The organism is Streptomyces sp. NPDC001890, assembly GCF_042891445.1.
Taxonomy (GTDB): domain Bacteria; phylum Actinomycetota; class Actinomycetes; order Streptomycetales; family Streptomycetaceae; genus Streptomyces.
The window spans coordinates 41,344-61,159 of record NZ_JBIATE010000005.1 but is presented as its reverse complement, the minus strand read 5'-3'; the positions used below and the strand labels follow the sequence as shown (position 1 = coordinate 61,159).

Annotated in this window: 16 protein-coding genes; 6 read left to right on the top strand and 10 right to left on the bottom strand. The window is 73.5% G+C overall.

Annotated features, from left to right (window positions below):
- Positions 1-99: 99 nt before the first annotated feature.
- Positions 100-1,521, top strand: a complete 1,422-nt coding sequence (gene lpdA, locus ACFYY1_RS16730; protein WP_388585640.1) for a dihydrolipoyl dehydrogenase — start codon at positions 100-102, stop codon at positions 1,519-1,521.
- A gap of 52 nt (positions 1,522-1,573) precedes the next feature.
- Here lpdA and ACFYY1_RS16725 read toward each other — a convergent pair whose 3' ends face one another.
- On the bottom strand, positions 1,574-2,140 hold the full coding sequence (locus ACFYY1_RS16725; RefSeq protein WP_388585639.1) for an FHA domain-containing protein: 567 nt from the start codon (positions 2,138-2,140) through the stop codon (positions 1,574-1,576).
- 209 nt (positions 2,141-2,349) lie between these two features.
- Between ACFYY1_RS16725 and ACFYY1_RS16720 the strand changes: the two genes are divergently transcribed.
- On the top strand, positions 2,350-3,303 hold the full coding sequence (locus tag ACFYY1_RS16720) for a GNAT family N-acetyltransferase (RefSeq protein ID WP_388585637.1): 954 nt from the start codon (positions 2,350-2,352) through the stop codon (positions 3,301-3,303).
- Between the two features lie 191 nt (positions 3,304-3,494).
- Entirely contained in the window at positions 3,495-4,403 is a 909-nt protein-coding gene (locus ACFYY1_RS16715; RefSeq protein WP_388585634.1) for a GNAT family N-acetyltransferase, read from the top strand.
- Here the strand turns inward: ACFYY1_RS16715 and ACFYY1_RS16710 are convergent.
- On the bottom strand, positions 4,375-5,505 hold the full coding sequence (locus tag ACFYY1_RS16710) for an alpha-L-fucosidase (RefSeq protein WP_388585632.1): 1,131 nt from the start codon (positions 5,503-5,505) through the stop codon (positions 4,375-4,377). The two genes, ACFYY1_RS16715 and ACFYY1_RS16710, sit on opposite strands and share 29 nt — an antisense overlap.
- 39 nt (positions 5,506-5,544) lie before the next feature.
- A complete protein-coding gene (locus ACFYY1_RS16705) occupies positions 5,545-6,906 on the bottom strand; it encodes a GH1 family beta-glucosidase (protein ID WP_388585630.1) in 1,362 nt (453 codons plus the stop codon).
- Between the two features lie 175 nt (positions 6,907-7,081).
- On the opposite strand from ACFYY1_RS16705, the gene treZ reads away from it, so the two are divergent.
- Positions 7,082-8,857: a malto-oligosyltrehalose trehalohydrolase gene (gene treZ / locus ACFYY1_RS16700; protein ID WP_388585627.1), complete on the top strand. Its 1,776-nt coding sequence runs from the start codon at positions 7,082-7,084 to the stop codon at positions 8,855-8,857.
- A gap of 59 nt (positions 8,858-8,916) precedes the next feature.
- Here treZ and ACFYY1_RS16695 read toward each other — a convergent pair whose 3' ends face one another.
- The 4 genes from ACFYY1_RS16695 to ACFYY1_RS16680 form a co-directional block, all read right to left on the bottom strand.
- Positions 8,917-10,044, bottom strand: coding sequence for a M24 family metallopeptidase (locus ACFYY1_RS16695; RefSeq protein WP_388585625.1), 1,128 nt, complete (start codon positions 10,042-10,044; stop codon positions 8,917-8,919).
- A gap of 71 nt (positions 10,045-10,115) precedes the next feature.
- Positions 10,116-10,841 carry a nucleoside/nucleotide kinase family protein gene (locus tag ACFYY1_RS16690; protein WP_388585623.1) on the bottom strand — a complete coding sequence of 242 codons (726 nt, stop codon included), beginning with the start codon at positions 10,839-10,841 and terminating at the stop codon, positions 10,116-10,118.
- A 27-nt stretch (positions 10,842-10,868) separates the two neighbouring features.
- Entirely contained in the window at positions 10,869-11,528 is a 660-nt protein-coding gene (locus ACFYY1_RS16685) for a LuxR C-terminal-related transcriptional regulator (RefSeq protein WP_388585620.1), read from the bottom strand.
- On the bottom strand, positions 11,516-12,769 hold the full coding sequence (locus ACFYY1_RS16680; protein ID WP_388585618.1) for a sensor domain-containing protein: 1,254 nt from the start codon (positions 12,767-12,769) through the stop codon (positions 11,516-11,518). Before ACFYY1_RS16680 ends, ACFYY1_RS16685 begins: the two co-directional genes overlap by 13 nt.
- A 170-nt stretch (positions 12,770-12,939) precedes the next feature.
- Here ACFYY1_RS16680 and ACFYY1_RS16675 point away from each other — a divergent pair, with 170 nt between their 5' ends.
- Positions 12,940-13,656: an ABC transporter ATP-binding protein gene (locus tag ACFYY1_RS16675; RefSeq protein ID WP_388585615.1), complete on the top strand. Its 717-nt coding sequence runs from the start codon at positions 12,940-12,942 to the stop codon at positions 13,654-13,656.
- A complete protein-coding gene (locus ACFYY1_RS16670; protein WP_388585612.1) occupies positions 13,653-16,343 on the top strand; it encodes an FtsX-like permease family protein in 2,691 nt (896 codons plus the stop codon). The genes ACFYY1_RS16675 and ACFYY1_RS16670 overlap by 4 nt, the downstream gene beginning before the upstream one ends.
- A 19-nt stretch (positions 16,344-16,362) precedes the next feature.
- On the opposite strand, the gene ACFYY1_RS16665 is transcribed toward ACFYY1_RS16670, so the two are convergent.
- The 3 genes from ACFYY1_RS16665 to tdh all read right to left on the bottom strand — a co-directional run bounded on the left by ACFYY1_RS16665 (position 16,363) and on the right by tdh (position 19,641).
- Positions 16,363-17,295, bottom strand: a complete 933-nt coding sequence (locus ACFYY1_RS16665; RefSeq protein WP_388585610.1) for a LysR family transcriptional regulator — start codon at positions 17,293-17,295, stop codon at positions 16,363-16,365.
- Positions 17,296-17,365: 70 nt separating this feature from the next.
- Positions 17,366-18,559 (bottom strand): glycine C-acetyltransferase, encoded by a 1,194-nt coding sequence (locus ACFYY1_RS16660; RefSeq protein ID WP_388585607.1) that lies wholly within the window; start codon positions 18,557-18,559, stop codon positions 17,366-17,368.
- 53 nt (positions 18,560-18,612) lie between these two features.
- Positions 18,613-19,641: an L-threonine 3-dehydrogenase gene (tdh, locus tag ACFYY1_RS16655; RefSeq protein WP_388585605.1), complete on the bottom strand. Its 1,029-nt coding sequence runs from the start codon at positions 19,639-19,641 to the stop codon at positions 18,613-18,615.
- Positions 19,642-19,816 lie beyond the last annotated feature (175 nt).

Sequence of the window (19,816 nt, the reverse complement as noted above, 5' to 3'; positions counted from 1 at the left end):
ACGCGCTCTCCCCGAGGTCCGTACCCATGAAGGCTGTGCATCGGTGCCACAGAAACATTGCCTTGGACTCATGGCAAGGTCTGGGCGGAGGCTGTGGCCATGACGCCGACAACGACGACGACAACAACGGATGTCCTGGTGATCGGGGGCGGTACGGGCGGATACTCCACCGCCCTGCGGGCCGCCGCCCTCGGCCTGGAAGTGGTCCTCGTGGAGCGCGACAAGGTGGGCGGCACCTGTCTGCACCGCGGCTGCATCCCCAGCAAGGCGATGCTGCACGCCGCCGAACTCGTGGACGGCATTGCGGAGGCCGGGGAACGGTGGGGGGTGAAGGCGACCCTGGACTCGGTGGACTGGCCGGCGCTGGTCGCCACCCGCGACGACATCGTGGCGCGCAACCATCGCGGGGTGGTGGATCACCTGGCGCACGCGGCGGTCGAAGTGGTGCACGGGAGCGCCGAGTTGACCGGCCCGCGCAGTGCGTACGTCACCGGTCGCGGGACGGTCGTCGCGCGCCGCGGCATCGTGCTGGCGACCGGGTCGCGACCGCGCATGTTGCCGGGGCTGAAGGCCGACGGGCACCGCGTCGTCACCAGCGACGACGCGCTGTTCGCGCCGGGGCTGCCGCGGTCCGTCCTGGTGCTGGGCGGCGGGGCGATCGGCGTCGAGTACGCCTCGTTCCACCGGTCGATGGGCGCCGATGTGACCCTGGTGGAAGCCGCGGACCGGCTCGTACCGCTGGAGGACGTCGATGTGTCGCGCCATCTGACCCGCGGTCTGAAGAAGCGCGGGATCGACGTGCTCACCGGGGCACGGCTGACGGACGCGGGCGTGGTCACCGACGGGGTGCTCGCGACGGTACGCACCTCACGCGGCGAGACGCGCACGGTGCGGGCCGAGCGGCTGCTCGTCGCGGTGGGGCGCGTGCCGGTGACCGAAGGGCTCGGCCTCGCGGCGGCGGGGCCGGCCACCGACGAGCGCGGCCATGTCGCGCCCGCCGACTGGTCCCGGCTCGAAACATCCGTGCCGGGCATCCATGTGGTGGGCGATCTGCTGCCGCCGCCGTCCCTCGGGCTGGCCCACGCCTCGTTCGCGGAGGGGCTGCTCGTCGCCGAGACGCTGGCCGGACGGAGCGCGCCCGCGGTGGACTACGCCGCCGTCCCCCGGGTCACGTACTCGTCCCCGCAGACCGCCGCGGTGGGCCTGACCGAGGCCCAGGCCCGTGACGCCGGACACGACGTCACGGTGGGCAGCATGCCGCTGACCGCCGTGGCCAAGGGGATGGTGCACGGGCGGGGCGGCATGGTGAAGGTGGTCGCCGAGCGGGGCGGCCGGGTCCTCGGGGTGCATCTCGTCGGGCCGCAGGTCTCCGAGATGATCGCCGAGAGCCAGCTGATCGTCGGCTGGGACGCCGAGCCCGCCGATGTGGCCCACCACGTCCACGCCCATCCGACGCTCTCCGAGGCGGTCGGCGAGGTCTTCCTCACCCTCGGCGGGCGCGGGTTGCACCAGCGGTCCTGAGCCGGACCCCGCCGGACCCGGAAGCTCCGTGAGGGCGCCTGGAGTTCGGCTCTCAGACAGGGGGGCCGAGGACGGGTGCGGAGAGCCGGAAGCTCATCCGGCCGAAGCTCACCTGGTCACCGTCGCGGACCGGGACCGCGCCGGTGACCCGCTGGCCGTTGACGCAGGTGCCGTTGGTCGAGCCGAGGTCGCGCAGCAGCCAGCGGCCGCCCTGGGCGGTGAGCTCGGCGTGGAGCCGGGAGACGGTCTCGTGGTTGAGCCGCAGCCCGTTGCCCGGATCGCGGCCGATCAGCAGGGGGTGCGGGCTCGGGGCGGGGAGCAGGAGCTTGGGGAGCCGTTCGGTCTGCCAGACCCGGCGCACCCGGCCGGGAAATCCGGACACCCCGCTCACGACCCGGAGTATCCGCCGGGACCAGCGGCCCTCACCCTCCAGGTCGGCGGTGAGTGCCTCCAGTTCCTCGGAGCGCCGGGCGGTGAGGGCCAGCTCCATGCGCCGCATGAAGGTGTCGTGCGAGAGCTTGCCCTGTGCCGCGCCGTCTCTGAGTACGCCGAGCACACGGTCGCGCTGGGCGTCGGACAGCCGCACGGGATACGTGTGGGACTCGAAGGAGGACGTCACACGGCCAATTGTCGGTCCGACGGCCCCGGAGTGTCCAGAACGTGCCCGTGTCCGCCCCTGGACCGCGAAGGGAGCGCGTGGCCCACGCACGGAGCGCCGTGGGCCGCGGATATCCCCGCGCACGGCCGTGGAGGCGTTGCTACAGTCTCCCGCCGCAGGCCGACCGGCACCCGCCGGGAAGAGGCGCCTGCGCATTTCAAGGAGCTTGTGTGACCCCTGCACCACAGGAACTGACCATCCGTCCGCTCGCCGGTCCCGAGGAGCTCGGGCTCTTCCGCCGGCTGTCGTACACCCTCGATCACGAACTCGCCGACGACCTGGAGAGCGGTCGTCGCCGTCCCGAGTGGATGTGGGTGGCGCTGCGCGGCGAACGCCTGGTGGCGCGGATCGCGTGGTGGAGCCTGGGCGGGGATGCGCCGCTGCTGCTCGACTTCTTCGACCTGGACGACTCCCTGCCCGAGCCGGAACGCGGCGAGATCGGGCTGAAGCTGCTGGAGACGGCGACGGCTGCGGTCGTGCCCGCCGGCGCCCCGCGGCCCGAGTACGGACGCTTCGTACCGGCCGACTGGCGCGAGGACCCGGCCGCCCGCGAGGTCGTCGAGGCCCGGATCCGGGTCATGGAGCGCTCCGGTGCGCGGATGCTGGTCGAGCGGCTCCGCCTGGAGTGGCGCGCCGGTACGGCGGTCCCCGCCGACAGCGGCCGGCTCCGGTTCCGTCCGGTCGACGGGCGCGAGGACCTCCTCGCGCTGATGACACCGGTGATGGAGGGCACCCTCGACGCCCACGGGCAGGCCGATCTGGCGACCGGGCTCAGCGCCCGCCAGGCCGCCGAGAAGCACTACGACGAGGAGCTGGCGAAGTACCGGACCCCGCGCGAGTGGTGGCGGATCGCCGAACTCCCGGACGGTGAACCGGTCGGGTTCGTCGTCCCGGCCCGCAACAACTACAACCCGATCGTCGCGTACATCGGGGTGCTGCCCGCCCACCGCGGCCACGGCTACATCGACGACATCCTCGCCGAGGGCACCCGGGTCCTGGCCGCGCAGGACGGCGTGGAACGCATCCGGGCCTCCACCGACCTCGGCAACGTACCGATGGCCAAGTCCTTCGCACGCCTCGGATACGTGAACTTCGAGCGCTCCTTCGACATGGTCTGGGACTGAATCCGCGACTGAATCCAGTGGACGGCCCGCCGGAGAACCGGTTACGGTGACTGCCCCGCCCAAGAACCGAGGAAGGAGGCGAGAACAGTGCGTACACCCACCATTTCGTTCCCGCGCTCCCGTTCCGTTCGCCGGGCGGCTTCGGTTTCTGTCTGACCGGGAGCGCACCACTTCTTCCGGAGGACTGTTCCGTGACCGATCTGGTCATCCGCGCGCTCACCGAGAGCGACGCACATCTTTTCCACACCCTGTCGAGCTGTGACCTCGTCGGCCGCGCCGCGTTCGGGCACCGGTACGCCACCACGGACGACGGCGGCGACTACCGCCCCGAGTGGACCTGGGTCGCCCTGCGCGACGGTGTCGTGGTGGCCCGTGCCGCCTGGTGGGCCGGGCCCCAGGACACCGAGCCGGTGCTGCTCAACTGGTTCGACTTCGCCGACGGCGAGGAGGCGGCGGGCGCCGAACTGCTGCGCCGGTCCCCGCTGTACGCCGAGTACGAGCTGATCCTGCCGGCCGACTGGCGGGAGCGTCCCGATGTCCGGGCCGCGGCCGAGGGCCGGATCTCCGCCGCCCGCGCGGCCGGGATGAAGCCGCTGGTCGAGCGGTACAGCTACCGGTGGACACCGGAGTCCGGCCTGCCCGAGCGGCCGGGGCGGCTGGAGTTCCGGCCGGAGCCGGACGACGAGGTGATCCTCGACGTGCTGCGCCGGGTCCACACCGTCACGCTGGACGCCCATGCCCGCAAGGCCATCGAGGCCGGCGGCCTGGAGCAGGCGGCGCGGGAGGAGCTCGACTTCTTCCACTGGTGCCCCTCGCCGCGCTCCTGGTGGCAGTTGGCGTACACCCGCGAGGGCGAGTTGGCGGGCATCCAGGTGCCCGCCCACAACTCGTCCGGGCCGTGCGTCGGCTTCATCGGCGTCGTGCCCGAGCAGCGGGGTCACGGCTACGGGTACGACCTGCTCGCGGAGTGCACGCATTTCCTCGCGGCCGAGGGCGCCGAGTTCATCGCGGGCGCCACCGACCGGGGCAATGTGCCGATGGCGGCCGCGTTCGCGCGGGCCGGTCACCCCATCACCCAGGAACGCATCCATCTGGTGTGAGTCCACGGGTGAGTTCCGCCAGCCAGTCCAGGCGGAGCCGCTGCGCGGCGGGGACCTTCGCGTCCTCGCCGCGCGGCCCCACCCCCAGCAGCAGGTTGCCGCCCCCGGCCGCCGTCTCCCGTACCAGCGATTCCAGCGTCTCGCGGCCGAGGTACGCCTCGGGCGGGGAGTTGCGGTTGTAGCCGAGGCCGTGGCCGATGCCGCGGGTGATCGTGTACGGGTCGGGGCCGGTGCGGCGGGCGGACCGCGGGGTGCGGAAGTCGTGGTACGGGGACCGGTGCGGTACGGGGCCCTCGCCCCGGGCGGCGGTGCGGCGTTGCCGGCCGTCGTACAGGGCCTTGGCGCCGGGGATCGAGAGCGTGCGCCACAGCGGTGCGCGGGGCCGCAGCCGGTCGTTGACGACGCCGTGCGGAACGGCGAAGCGGTAGTACTCGATCAGCCGCCGGACATCGGTGGGTGAGCCGGGCCAGGCGATGTCGTTCCAGAGGATGTCGGGGCGGTAGCGGCGGATCAGTTCGCGCAGCTGGGCGCCCGCATAAGCCGGGTAGCTGCCGCGCGGGACGGCCGCGACGGTGTCCGCGCCGGTTCGGATCGGGCGGTCGTCGAAGGTCCGGTCGAGTCCGCCGGAGTAGTGGACCCCGAAACGCAGCCCCTCGGCCCGGACGGCTTCGGCGAACTCACCGACGGCATCGCGCGCCGTGCGCCAGCCGGCCCGGTGCGGGTTGGCCACCTCGGAGGGCCAGAGACAGAAGCCGTCGTGGTGCTTGGCGACGAGGACGGCGTAACGGGCGCCCGCCGCACGGAAGTCGCGGGCCCACGCGGTGGGGTCCCAGTTCGCCAGGGCGTCGTTGAAGTCGCCCCCGAAGGCGGCGTACGGGCGGCTGCCGTAGGTCGCGCGGTGGTGGGCGGCGACGGGGCTGCCGGGGAACCGGAGCGCGTTCTCGTACCACTCGGCGTACGGGGTCCAGCCGAGCGGTGCTCGGCGGGCGGCCAGGGGGAGTTCGTCCGCCGGAACGTACGGCGGGGCCCAGCCCGGTACGGAGGCGGGCGTCCAGTGCACGAATATCCCCAGGCCGGCCCGGGACCACCAGGAAGCAGTCATGGCGCGAAGTATGGATCACCGCGGGCGCCGTGCGTCAGGTCACGGTGCCGGACTGCCGGTCTTCTGTGCCCGGATCAGGTCGCGGTACCAGGCGTAGGAGTCCTTGGGGGTCCGGCGCAGCGTCTCGTAGTCGATGTGGACCAGGCCGAAGCGCTTGCTGGCGCCCTCGGTCCATTCGACGTTGTCGGTGAGCGACCAGGTGAAGTAGCCGCGCACGTCGACCCCGGCGTCGATGGCGGTGCGCAGGGCCCGCAGATGTCCTTCGAGGTAGGCGATCCGGCGGGTGTCCTCGGCGGGCTCGTCGACGGCGCAGCCGTTCTCGGTGATGTAGAGCGGCGGGAGCCGGTCGCCGTAGCGGCCGTGGAGCTGGACGAGGGTTTCGCGCAGGCCGTCGGGGACGACGGGCCAGCCGAAGTCGGTCTTCTCGTAACCCTCTATCTCGCGGATGCCGAAGGGGAGTTCGGGGGGCATCCGGTAGCCGGAGAAGGTTTCCGGGGTGCTGGTGCCGGGGGCGCCGACGAGGGTGGGGTTGTAGTAGTTGACGCCGTACCAGTCGAGCGGGGTGGAGATGGTCCTCAGGTCGTCCTCGACCGGGCCGGGCATCATCGCGGCGAAGCTCTCGTCGGGGTAGCGGCCGGTGAGGACCGGGTCGGCGAACAGCCAGTTGGTGATCGTGTCGTAGAGCTCCGCGCCCAGGCGGTCCTCCTCGCGGTCCCCGGCGGTCCAGACCGGGGTGTGCGAGACGGCGATGCCGATGTTGTCCGCGCCCGCGCCGCGCAGCGCGCGCACGGCGAGGCCGTGGGCGAGGAGCTGGTGGTGGGCGGCGGGCAGGGCGTCGAGGAGGAGGGCGCGGCCCGGCGCGTGCTCGCCGAGGGCGTAGCCGAGCAGTGTCACCTCGGCCGGTTCGTTGATGGTGATCCACATCGGTACGCGGTCGGTGAGGCGCTCGGCGACGATGCCCGCGTACTCGGCGAAGCGGTAGGCGGTGTCCCGGTTGAGCCAGCCGCCCTCCTCGTCGAGCGGCAGCGGCGTGTCCCAGTGGTAGAGGGTGGGGGCCGGGGTGATGCCGTGGGCGCAGAGCTCGTCGACGAGCCGGTCGTAGAAGTCGAGCCCCTGCGGGTTGACCGATCCGCTGCCGCCGGGCACCACGCGTGGCCAGCTGACGGAGAAGCGGAAGGCGTCGGCGCCGAGGCCGGCCAGCAGGGCGACGTCCTCGCGGTAGTGCTGGTGGAAACCGGTGCCCCGGGTGGTGTCGGTGCCGTCCTTGATCCGTCCGGGCTGCGCGGCGAAGGCGTCCCAGCCGGAGGGGCCCTTCCCGTCGGTGTCGGCGGCCCCCTCGGTCTGGAAGGCGGACGCGGAGGCTCCCCAGAGGAAGCCCGGCGGGAACGACGGCACGGTCATCTCGGCCTCCACAGCCGTACGAGGGAGTGCGTATTGAGCGGAACCCGATGGGGCAATGATCAGGACCAGACCTTAATCGCCAGTAACGGGCTCGATCCAGTGTCGTGGGCCGGTGACCGTGTCTGTTGCCGACGACGGGGCACGGGGCACGGGGCGATCAGACGAGGAGCGTTGCATGCTGTTCGAGGTATGGGCACCGGATGCGGACGAGGTGGGGCTGCGGCTGGCGGGCGAGCCACGGGCGATGGAGCGTGATCCGGCGCGGTCCGGCTGGTGGACGGCCGAGGCGCCGGCGTCGGACGGGGACCGCTACGGCTTCGTCCTGGACGGGGCGGGCGGGAGCGACGGCCGGGTGCTTCCCGATCCGCGTTCGCGGCGCCAGCCGGACGGGCCGGACGGCGAGAGCGCCGTCGTCGACCACTCGCTGTTCGAATGGCACGGCGGCTGGGCCGGCCGGGGGCTCGCGGGGGCCGTTCTGTACGAGCTGCACATCGGTACGTACACCGAGGAGGGCACCTTCGACGCGGCGGCCGCCCGGCTGGGGCATCTGGCCGAGCTGGGCGTCACCCATGTGTCGCTGATGCCGGTCTGCCCGTTCCCCGGCACGCACGGGTGGGGCTACGAGGGGGTGTCGCTCTGGGCCGTGCACGAGCCGTACGGCGGACCCGACGGGCTGAAACGATTTGTCGACACGGCGCACGGTCTGGGGCTGGCGGTCCTGCTGGACGTGGTCCACAACCATCTCGGCCCGTCCGGCAATCATCTGCCGGCCTTCGGCCCGTACTTCACCGAGACCCATCACACGCCGTGGGGGGCGGCGGTCAATCTCGACGCCCCCGGTTCGGACGAGGTACGGGCGTTCCTGCTGGGCAGCGCGCTCGCCTGGCTGCGGGACTACCGGCTGGACGGGCTGCGGCTCGACGCGATCCACGCCCTGGCCGACGGCCGGGCGCTGACCTTCCTGGAGGAGCTGTCCACCGCGGCCGACGCGCTCGCCGCGGAACTGGGCCGTCCGCTGCCGCTGATCGCCGAGTCCGACCTCTGCGACCCGAGGACCACGACCCCCCGCGAATCGGGCGGCATCGGACTGCACGCCCAGTGGAACGACGACTTCCACCACGCCCTGCACACCGCGCTGACCGGCGAGTCCCAGGGCTACTACGCGGACTTCGCCCAGGCTCCGCTGGCCGCCGTCGCCAAGACCGTGACCAGTGCGTTCTTCCACAACGGCACGTACTCCAGCTTCCGGGGCCGGACCCACGGCCGCCCCGTCGACATCGTCCGCACGCCCGCCCACCGCTTCGTCGGCTACGCCCAGACCCACGACCAGATCGGCAACCGGGCGCTGGGCGACCGGCTCTCCGCGACGCTCTCCCCCGGCCTGCTGGCCTGCGCCGCGACCCTCGTCCTGACCGGGCCGTTCACGCCGATGCTGTTCATGGGCGAGGAGTGGGGCGCGCGCACCCCCTGGCAGTTCTTCACCGACCACACCGATCCGGACCTCGCCGAGGCGGTCCGCAGCGGCCGGCGGCGGGAGTTCGCGGCGCACGGCTGGCCGGCGAACGACATCCCGGACCCGCAGGACCCGGCCACCCGGAACCGTTCCTGCCTGGACTGGGACGAGCCGGCGCGGGAGCCGCACGCCCGCCTGCACGCCTGGTACCGCGAGCTGATCGCGCTGCGCCGAGCCCTGCCCGACCTCCACGACCCGGATCTGGCGTCGGTGCGCACCGCCCACGACGAGCAGGCGCGCTGGCTGGCGTACCGCAGGGGCGATCTGCGGATCGCGGTCAATCTGGGCGAGAAGCCGGCCACGATCCCGCTGGGCAACGGCCGCCGCCGGGGCGGCGGGGACCGGGTGGTGGCGGCGTGGGAGCCGGTGGAGGCCCCGGGCGGCGACGGGCTGCTGCATCTGCCGCCGGAGTCGGGCGTGGTGCTGGCCGACGGCTGAGGGGCGGGCGGTGGCGGGGCGGGCGGGGCGCAGCTCGCGGCCGCCCGCCCCGGGTCCGGCTACTCGACGATCGCCAGCTCCCGCGCCGTGCTGTTGAGGCGCCGGCCGCCGTCCTCGGTCACGGTCACGATGTCCTCGATCCGTACGCCGAACCGGCCCGGCAGATAGATGCCCGGCTCCACGGAGAAGCACATCCCGGGTACCAGGGGCTGCTCCTCGCCCTCGATCATGTACGGCGGCTCGTGGGTGGTGACGCCGATGCCGTGGCCGGTGCGGTGGATGAAGCGTTCGCCGTAGCCGAACTCGGTGATGACCGCGCGGGCCGCCCGGTCGATCTCCTGGCAGGCGACGCCCGGCCGGACCGCGTTGCAGCCCGCCTCCTGCGCCTCGCGCACGATGTCGTGGACCCGCTGTTCCTCGGCGGTGGGTTCGCCGACGTGGACCGTGCGGGAGGTGTCCGAGCCGTAGCCGTGCTTGAGGCCGCCGAAGTCGAGTACGACCATGTCGCCCCGCTCGATGGTGCGGTCACCGGCCTCGTGGTGCGGATTGGCACCGTTGGGGCCGGAGCCGACGACCGTGAAGTCGACCTGGGAGTGCCCGAACCGCATGAGCAGTTCGGCCAGTTCGGCCGCGATGTCGGTCTCCTTGCGGCCCGCGAAGCGCACCTTGAGGATCTCGCCGTACGTGGCGTCGGCGGCGGCCCCGGCGGCGGCGATCCGCTCCAGCTCGTGGGCGTCCTTCACCGCGCGCAGCATCGGCAGGGCATCGGTGAGCGAGACGTACGAGGTGTCCGGCAGGGTGCGCTGCAGTCCGAGCAGATGCATCGCCCAGGCGTTGTCGCTGATCCCGAACCGGCCCCGGCCGTCGAGCAGCGGGGCGGTGACGGCGTAGGGGTCCGTGCCGTCGGTCCAGTCCCGCAGGGTGAGCGCGGGGGCGCCGACGGCCTTCTCGGCGTCCGGGGCCTCCAGCGTCGGGACGACGAGGACCGGGTCCTGGCCCGGTGTGAGGACGAGGACGGTGAGGCGTTCGGTGTTCACGGGCTGGTAGCCGGTGAGGTACACGAGGTCGGGGCCGGGGGCGACCAGTACGCCCGCGAGCCCGGCCTCGGCGGCGGTGTCGGCCGCGCGCGTCATGCGGGCCCGGTAGTCGTCGGCGGTGAACGGCACGGGCTGGCTCTGGCTGGACATGCGGGACCTCCTGGCGACGCGACACGGCACACAGCATCCTGCCCGTCCGGGCCGCCCGACGCGAGCGGGGCTCAGGATTCCCGGTCCGGCCGTACGACGAGGTCGGCGCGGTGGCGGCCCCGCTCGACCAGGCGCGCGTTGGCTTCGTCGGACCGTGCCACCCAGCGCTCGGCGTACGGTCGCGGCTTCCCGAACCGCACATGCCGCTCGACGAGCCGCCGTACCCGCAGCACCGGGTCGGTCTCCAGGAACCACACCTCGTCGAGCAGCCCGCGCACGGACGCCCAGGGGCCCTCGTCGTGGAGCAGGTAGTTGCCCTCGGTGATGACCAGCGGGATGTCCGGGGGTACGGGGACGGCTCCGGCGATCGGCTCCTCCAGGGCGCGGTCGAAGGCGGGGGCGTACACGGTGGTGCCCGCCTCCGGTGCGCGCAGGCGGCCGAGGAGGGCGGCGTACCCGGCGGCGTCGAAGGTGTCGGGGGCGCCCTTGCGCGCGGCGCGGCCGAGCCGTTCCAGTTCGGCCCCGGCGAGGTGGAAGCCGTCCATGGGGACGAGGACGGCGAGGCCGTCGAGCGCGTCGACGAGCCGGGCCGCCAGGGTGGACTTCCCGGCGCCGGGCGGCCCGGCGATGCCGAGGATGCGGCGGTGGCCGGGGACGGCGAGACGGCGGGCGCGGGCCGCCGCCCCGGTGGGTTCGCCGGTGGCCGGGTCGCCGGAGACCGGGTCGCTGATGACCGGATCGCCGGTGGTCGAATCGCTGATGACCGGATCGCCGGAGGCCGGGTCGCTTATGTCCATCGGGGCATTGTCGCGAACCGGGGAGCGTCAGCGCGCCCCCTTGCCCTCCAGGTACGCCAGTACCGCCAGCACCCGCCGGTGCACCGTGCCGTCGTCGGGTTCCAGGCCGAGCTTGGCGAAGATCGAGCCGATGTGCTTGCTCACCGCCCGTTCCGTCACGACGAGTTCGGTGGCGATGGTGCCGTTCGCCTTGCCCTGCGCCATCAGCTCCAGCACTTCGCGCTCGCGCGGTGTGAGGCTCCGCAGCGGCTCCGCCGACGACTTGCGGGTCAGCAGCTGGGTCACCACCTCGGGGTCGAGCGCCGTACCGCCGCCCGCCACCCGTTCCAGTGCCTGGAGGAACTGGTCGACCCGGCCGATCCGGTCCTTCAGGAGGTAGCCGATGCCCTGCGCGCCCCGGGCGAGCAGATCGGCGGCGTAGGTCTCCTCGACGTACTGGGAGAGCACCAGGATCGGCAGTTCGGGCAGCTCGGCGCGGGCGGCGATCGCGGCGCGCAGCCCCTCGTCGCGGAAGGTGGGCGGGAGCCGTACGTCGAGCACGGCGGCGTCCGGACGGTGCTCCAGCAGGGCGGGCAGCACCTCGGGGCCGGTCGCCGCGTCGGCCACCACCTCGTGGCCCGAGCTGGTGAGCAGCAGGATCAGGCCCTCCCGCAACAGCGCGTTGTCCTCGGCGATCACGATCCGCACGGCAGCTCCACTTCGATGTCCGTCGGCCCCCCGACGGGGCTGCTGATGCGGGTGGTGCCGTCCAGAGCGGCGATCCTGCGACCGATGCCGACCAGCCCGCTGCCGGTGGAAGGGTTCCGCGAGGTGCCGCGCCGTTCGTCCGCGCCGCCGCGCCCATTGTCGCTGATGGTCACCCGCAGGCTGCCGGGGGTGCGGGCGATGCGCACGGTCGCGGCGGTCGCACCACTGTGTTTGCTGATGTTGGTGAGCGCCTCGGCGATGACGAAGTAGGCGGCGGCCTCGATCGCGGCCGGAAGCCGCCGGCCGTCCTCGACGCCGTCCGGTTCCACGGCGACGGGCACGCCCGCGTCGGCGGCCAACGCCCTGACCGCACCGGCAAGTCCACGGTCCGTCAGCACCGGGGGGTGGATGCCGCGCACCACGTGCCGCAGTTCCGCGAGGGCCGCCTCCGCGCCGTCCTGTGCCTCGTCCAGGCGGACGCGCGCGGCAGCCGGGTCGCTGTCGAGGAGTTGTCTGGCGAGGCCGATGCGCAGGGACAGGGCGACGATCCTGGCCTGGGCGCCGTCGTGCAGATCGCGTTCGATGCGGCGCAGTTCGGCCCCGTGCGCCTCCACCGCACCGGCCCGGCTCTCGGTCAGCTGGGCGATGCGTTCGGCGAGCGCGGTGGACGGCGAGGAGGTGAGCAGGGACCTGGTCCAGCCGGCCGACAGATCCGCGAGCACGCAGTGCCAGCGCAGCACCCACCCCGGCCGTTCGGGCAGCGGTGTGCCGTACTCGTCGGCGGCCCGCCGGTCCAGCAGGCGCACGACGGGCAGCGCGACCCCGTCCACGAGGAGCCCGACCGGCCACAGCACCATCGCCAGATATCCGACGGCATTGCCCATGAGCGCCTGGAGCGGCAGCCAGAGCGCGTCGCGCCACACGGTCGGGTCGTTGAGTACGCGCCGTACCCGCTCGGAGAGTTCGGTGCTGTCCAGCGACGGATAGGGCGTCGGCGTGAACGGAACGCCCAGCCGCGCCGCCGCCCTGCGCCGCTCGAACTCCGCGAACCTGCGCAGCACCTTGGCGGCCTCCGGCAGCGCGGGCAGCCCGATGATCACCGCGGCGAACAGCAGGACCGCCACCACCAGGAACGCGCTCACATAGGCGAGCAGTGCGACCGCGATGCCGGTGGCCAGATAGCGCGACGCATCCCACGAACGCCTGATGGCGGTGGTCAGCGGGGCGGGTGCGGTGCTCATGACGGACCACGTTACGGGGGTTCGCCGGCCGCTGGAGTGGAGCCCTCCCCCGGAGTCCGGTGGAGCTGGCTGCACCCCCGTTCCGGGACCGTGCACTCTCGCCCGGCCGGGCCGCTGTTCCTAGCGTTTACCCAGGTCGGAAGAGACATGGCGGGGCAGAAGAAGGAACGGTGGAGTCAACGGTGGACACGATCACGGCGGTGCGGACGTCCGCGCTGAGTCTGGAGTCGGTGAGCCGGCACCACGGCCGGGGCGACGCGGGGACCACCGCGCTCGACGCGGTCAGCTGCGCGGTCCCGGTGGGGAGTTTCACCGCGGTGGTGGGTCCTTCGGGCTCGGGGAAGAGCACCTTCCTCCAGTGTGCGGCGGGGCTGGACCGCCCGACGTCGGGCACGGTACGGATCGGGGGCACCGATCTGGGCGCGCTCTCCGAGGCGGCGCTGACCCGGTTGCGCCGGGACCGGATCGGCTTCGTCTTCCAGTCGCACGCCCTCAACCTGGTGCCGTCGCTGAGCATCGAGGAGAACGTCGTGCTGCCGCTGGTGCTGGCGGGCGCCGATCCCGGGGACGAGCGGGTGCTGAGCCGCGGGCGGGACCTGCTGACCCGGGTCGGCCTGACGGGCCGGGGCGCGCAGGGTCCGGCGACGCTCTCCGGCGGGCAGCAGCAACGCGTCGCGGTGGCACGGGCGTTGGTGACGGAACCCGAGGTGATCTTCGCGGACGAGCCGACGGCCTCCCTGGACCCGGAGTCGGCGGCGCTGGTGCTCGGTCTGCTGCGGGACGCGGTGCGGATCGACGGCCGTACGGTCGTCATGGTCACCCACGATCCGGTGGCGGCGAGCTGGGCGGACACCGTGCTGACGATGGACGGCGGCCGGCTGCGATGAGCAGGAAGAGCGCGAGCCGTGGCGCGAGCGGGAACGGGAGTGCGAGCGGGAACGGGAACGGGAGCGGTGGCGGTAGTGCGAGCGGGGGCGCGGTACGGGCCGGGGCCGATGTGCGGGCCGGAGTCCGTCGGGCTTCGGCGTTCCTCGCCCGGCGTTCGCTGAAGGCCCATCGCCGGGCCTGGGGCGCGGTGTTCACGGCGACGACGGCGGCGGCCTCGATGATCGGGGCCTTCGCCCTCGTCGTGGGTTCGCTGCTGCTGGCGCAGCCGCCGGTGGAGCGTTACGCGGGGGCCGACGCGGTGGTGGCGGCCGATCAGCGGGTGACGTACACGGCGAAGCCGTGGGGCAGCGAGCCGCAGACCGCGACGGCGTATCTGCCCGAACGGGTGCGGCTCGACCGCTCGTCGGTGGCGCAGGCGGCCGCCGCACCCGGCGTCGCGAAGGCCGTCGCGGACGATTCGGTGCCGGTGACCGTGGGCGGCGAGAGCGGCGCCGCCCCGGGCTCCGGCCGGTCCTGGGCGGCCGCCGCGCTCACCCCGTACCGGCTGGCGGAGGGCCGCGCGCCGCGGACCGCCACCGAGGTGGTCCTCGACGGCGCACTGGCGGCGGCCACCGGGAGCAGGGTCGGTGACCATGTGACATTGCAGGCAGGCGGGGCTCCCCGGCGGTACACCGTGAGCGGGATCGCCGGCACCGGTCACCGGAGCGGCTCCCCCGCCGCGTTCCTCACCGAGCGGCACCTCACCGCCCTGGCCGGACACCCCGGCACGGTCGACGCGATCGGCGTCCTCGCCGAGGAGGGCGTCTCCACGGACGCGCTGCGGACGTCGCTGGAGGAAGTGCTGCCGGACCGGGCCCGGGGCGACCGTGACGTCCGAGTGCTCACCGGCCCGGAGCGCGGGCAGGCCGAACACCCGGACGCGCTCGGCGCCCGCGGTGAACTGCTGCCGCTGCTCGCCTCGATCACGGGCACGGTCTTCATGGTGGCGCTCCTGGTGATCGCCACCACCGTCTCCCAGGCGGTCCACCAGCGCTCCGGCGAGCTGGCGCTGCTTCGTGCCGTGGGGGCGACGCCCCGGCAGCTCAGGTCGGCGGTCGGCCGCGAGGTGAGCCGGGTGGCCGGGGCGGCGGCGGTGCTGGGCGGGGTCGCCGCGGTGCCGTTGGGGCTGCTGATGAGGTCGCTGCTGACGACGGACCCGCTGCCGTTGCCGGTACCGGTGTGGCTGCCGTTCGCCGCGAGCGCCGCCGCCGGGGCGCTCGTCGCGCTCGCCGCCCGGCCGGTGGCGGTCCTCGCGGCCAGGACCGTCACCGGGCTGCGGCCCGCCGTCGCGCTGGGCGCGGCCCGTGCGCCCGAGCCGGGCGAACCGGGGCGAGTGCGTACGGTCGCCGGGGCGGTGCTGGCCATGGGAGGCGTGAGCACGGCGGTTGCGGCGACGGCGCAGGGCGGGCAGGCCGCCGCCGTGGCCGCGTCGGGTGCGGCCACCTCGCTGATCATCGCGGTGGCGCTGCTCGGTCCGTTGATCGCCAAGGTGGCGACGCGGGTCCTCGGCACGCCGCTGCGGCGCGCCGGCGGGGTCTCGGGCTTTCTCGCCGCCAGGTCCGCCGCCGCGCACCACCGGCGTCTGGGTGCGGCGATCACGCCGATCGTGCTGGTGGTGGCGTTCGTCTGCGTGCAGTTGGCGGCGGGCTCGACGCTGGAACGGGCCGCCGACCGGCAGGCCGGCGCCGCGCTCCGGGCCGATCTGGTGGTGACGGGCCCGGCCTCCGGGCTGCCGGCCGGTGCGGCGCGCGCCGTGCGCGAGGTTTCGGGGGTGACGGCGGCGACCGGTGTGCTGCGCTCCGGCGTCGTGCTCGCCCACCGCGAGATGGGCGAGCCGAAGCTGGACCGGTTCCCCGTGCTGGGTGTGACGGGGGACCAGCTGTCCGGCACGCTCGACCCGCGCGTCACGGCGGGCGATCCGGCGGACCTCACCGGCGGGGGCACGGTGGCGGTCGGTGAGGACCGGGCGTCCGATCTCGGTGTCGGCGTCGGCGACTCGGTGGAGCTCCGTCTCGGCGACGGCACCGAGGTACGGCTGCGGGTGGTGGCGCTCTACGAACGGGCCCTCGGGCTCGGCGAGTTCATGCTGCCGCGCGAGGCGCTGGCCGGACACGTGCCGGTCCCGCGCGACCAGCGGATCCTGGTCCGCTCGGCGGACGGCGGGGCGGCCGCGGCCGTACGCCGCGCGCTCGCCGCGTACCCGGGTGTGCGGGTCCGGCCCGCGACGGCCGACGACGTACGGATCGCACCGCCGTCGTCGGGCCGGGACGACGCCATGGTCGTCATCGGGGTCGGGGTGATCGGTGGCTTCGCGCTGCTCGCGGTGGTCAGCACGCTGTCCTTGATCACGGTGGGCCGCCGCCCCGAGTTCCGTCTGCTGCGGACGGTCGGTGCGGGCCGCCGTCAGGTGCGGCGGATGCTGGTGCTGGAGACGGGTCTGGTGGCGGCGACCGGGCTGGTGATCGGCACGCTGGTCGCGGCGGTCCCACTGCTGGCGTTCGCGTTGTCGGTGACCGGTTCGGTGCCGTATCTGTCACCGGCCCGGTACGGGATGCTCGCGCTGGCCGTGACGGTGGCGGCGGGTGCGGGGGCGCTCGGGCCGGGCTGGTCCGGCGGCGGCCGGTCCGTACTCGGACGGCGCGGGTGAGGGCGGTCGCCCCGGTGCGTCACGGCGACGCGGGCAGGGGCAGCGCCCCCTCCCGTGCCGCCGCGGCGGCCAGCGCGTCGAGCACCGGGGCGATCAGCGGATGGCCCTCCGCCCCGTGCCGCACCGCGGCGAAGACCCGGCGGGTCGGGGCGCTGCCCTCCACCGGCCGCACCACCACCCCGGTCAGCTCCATCCCCAGCAGCGCCGACCGCGGCACCAAGGCCACCCCGGCGCCCGCGCCGGCCAGTGCGACCACCGCGCGGAAGTCGTCCGAGGAGTGCTCCATCCTGGGCTGGAACCCGGCGAACTCGCAGGACAGGACCACCACGTCGTGGCAGGGGTTGCCGGGGTACGGGCCGATCCACGCGTCCTTCTCCAGGTCCGCGATCGCCACCTGGTCCCGGCCGGCCAGCGGATGCCTGACCGGCAGCACCGCGTCGAACGGTTCGGAGTACAGGGGCACCCGGGTCAGCCGCCGGTCGTCCTCGTCCGGGGCTCCCCGGTACTCGACGGCGACCGCCACATCGACCAGCCGGTCGAGCACCATCGGCACGCTCGCGTCGCCCTCGGCGTCCTGGACCCGGACCCGGATACCGGGCGCGGTGCCGGTCAGCGCGGCAATCGCGGGGGCGAGGACCAGGCCGATGCCGGTGGCGAACGCGGCGACGGTGACCGTACCCGCGTCCCCGGAGCTGTAGGCGGCGAGTTCCGCCTCGGCCCGTTCCAGCTGGGCCAGCACCGCGTTGGTGTGGGTCAGCAGGATCTCCCCGGCGGGCGTGAGCCGGGCGCCGCGCGCGCCCCGCTCGACGAGCCGGTGGCCGGTCTCCTGCTCCAGCGCGGCGAGCTGCTGGGAGACCGCGGAGGGGGTGAGATACAGCGCGGCGGCGGCTGCGGTCACCGTGCGGTGGTCGGCCACCGCACGGAGGATGCGCAGCCGCCGTGAATCGATCATGTGACCCATTGTCCCAGGTCATGGCGGGAACCCCGCCGCCCGGCCGGGGCTCCCGGCCGGGCCCGGGGTGCTACTCCCCCAGCGCGGCCCGCGCGTCGACGAACGCGTCGACGGCCCGGTTCACATCCTCCGTGGAATGCGCGGCGGAGAGCTGGACGCGGATGCGGGCCGCACCCTGCGGGACGACCGGGTAGGAGAACCCGATCACGTACACACCGCGCTCCAGGAGGAGCTCCGCCATCCGGCCTGCCTTCGCCGCGTCCCCGATCATGACGGGGGCGATGGCGTGGTCGCCGGGCAGGATGTCGAAGCCCTCCTCGGTCATCCGGGTGCGGAAGAGCGCGGTGTTGGCGTTGAGCTGCTCGCGCAGGTCGCCGGCGGCCTCCAGCAGGTCGAGGACCTTGAGCGAGGCGGCCGCGATGACCGGGGCGAGGGAGTTGGAGAAGAGGTACGGGCGGGAGCGCTGGCGCAGCAGCGCGACGATCTCGGCGCGGGCCGCGACATAGCCGCCGGACGCGCCGCCGAGCGCCTTGCCGAGGGTGCCGGTGATGATGTCGACCCGGTCCATCACGTCGTGCAGTTCCGGCGTGCCGCGGCCGCCGGGGCCGACGAAGCCGACGGCGTGCGAGTCGTCGACCATGACCATGGCGTCGTAGCGCTCGGCCAGGTCGCAGATCTCGCGCAGCGGTGCGACGTACCCGTCCATGGAGAACACGCCGTCGGTGACGACCAGCCTGCGCCGGGCGCCGGACGCCTCCTTGAGCTGCTTCTCCAGGTCCGCCATGTCGCGGTTGGCGTAGCGGAACCGCTTGGCCTTGGAGAGGCGGATGCCGTCGATGATGGAGGCGTGGTTGAGGGCGTCGGAGATGACCGCGTCCTCCGGGCCGAGGACGGTCTCGAAGACACCGCCGTTGGCGTCGAAGCAGGAGGAGTAGAGGATCGTGTCCTCCTGGCCGAGGAACGTGGAGAGCCGCTGCTCCAGTTCCTTGTGGACCTCCTGGGTGCCGCAGATGAAGCGGACCGAGGCCATGCCGTAGCCCCAGCGGTCCAGCGCCTGGTGGGCGGCGGCGATCACGTCGGGGTGGTCGGCGAGGCCCAGGTAGTTGTTGGCGCAGAAGTTGAGCACCTCACCGGGGCGGCCGCCCGCGGTGACGGCGACCGACGCGGACTGCGGGGTGCCGATCACGCGCTCGGGCTTGTGCAGTCCCGCGGCCTCGATCTCTTCGAGGGTGGTGCGCAGGTCGTCGCGTACGGAGTCGAACATGAGGGGTGTCTCCCGGCTCGATGGCTGGATACTCGATGGCTGGATACGGGTGGTCAGGAGGTCCAGTCGAGGATGACCTTGCCGCCGCGGCCGCTCGCCGCGTCGTCGAAGGCCGCCTCGAAGTCGCGGTAGCCGTACCGGCCGGTGATCACGGGGGCGAGGTCGAGGCCGCCCTCCAGCAGTACGGACATGGCGTACCAGGTCTCGTACATCTCACGGCCGTAGATGCCCTTGACGGTGATCATCGAGGTCACGATGCGGGCCCAGTCGACGGCGAACTCCTCGGACGGCAGTCCGAGCATGGCGATCCGGCCGCCGTGCGTCATGTTCGCGATCATGTCGCGCATCGCCTCGGGGCGGCCGGACATCTCCAGGCCGACGTCGAAGCCCTCGCGCAGTCCGAGGTGCCGCTGGCCGTCGGCGATGGTCTCCTCGGCGACGTTCAGGGCGAGGCTGACGCCGACCTTCCGGGCCAGTTCGAGGCGGGCCTCGCTGACGTCGGTGATGACGACGTTGCGGGCGCCCGCGTGCTTGGCGACGGCGGCGGCCATGATGCCGATCGGTCCGGCGCCGGTGATCAGTACGTCCTCGCCGACCAGCGGGAACGACAGCGCGGTGTGCACGGCGTTGCCGAACGGGTCGAAGATCGCGGCGACATCGAGGTCGACGGGGACCCGGTGCACCCAGACGTTGGACGCGGGCAGGGCGACGTACTCGGCGAACGCCCCGTCCCGGCCGACGCCGAGCCCGAGCGTGGAGCGGCACAGGTGACGGCGGCCGGCCAGGCAGTTGCGGCACTTGCCGCACACCAGGTGGCCCTCGCCGCTGACCAGGTCGCCGACGTTGATGTCGACGACGTCGGCGCCGGTCCGTGCGACCTCGCCGACGAACTCGTGGCCGAGGACGAGCGGGGTGCGCACGGCCTGCTGGGCCCAGCCGTCGTAGTTGCGGATGTGCAGATCGGTGCCGCAGATACCGGTACGGAGCACCTTGATCAGCACGTCGGTGGGGCCGATCTCCGGCTCCGGCACGTCCATCAGCCAGAGTCCCGGCTCGGCCTTCTGCTTCACGAGTGCCTTCACGGCTGTGGCTCCCTGCGCTGGTGCGGCGTTGAGTACCCCGGGCCGGGGGCATGCCAGGAGGAAGCCTGCGGCCCGGGGAGGATCGAGAGGGACGGGACAACACGGACAGCGCGCGTCGGTCGGCTGCCGCGCACCATCCTCGGCCGTCACGGAGAAATCTGCCGCACCCCGCGCC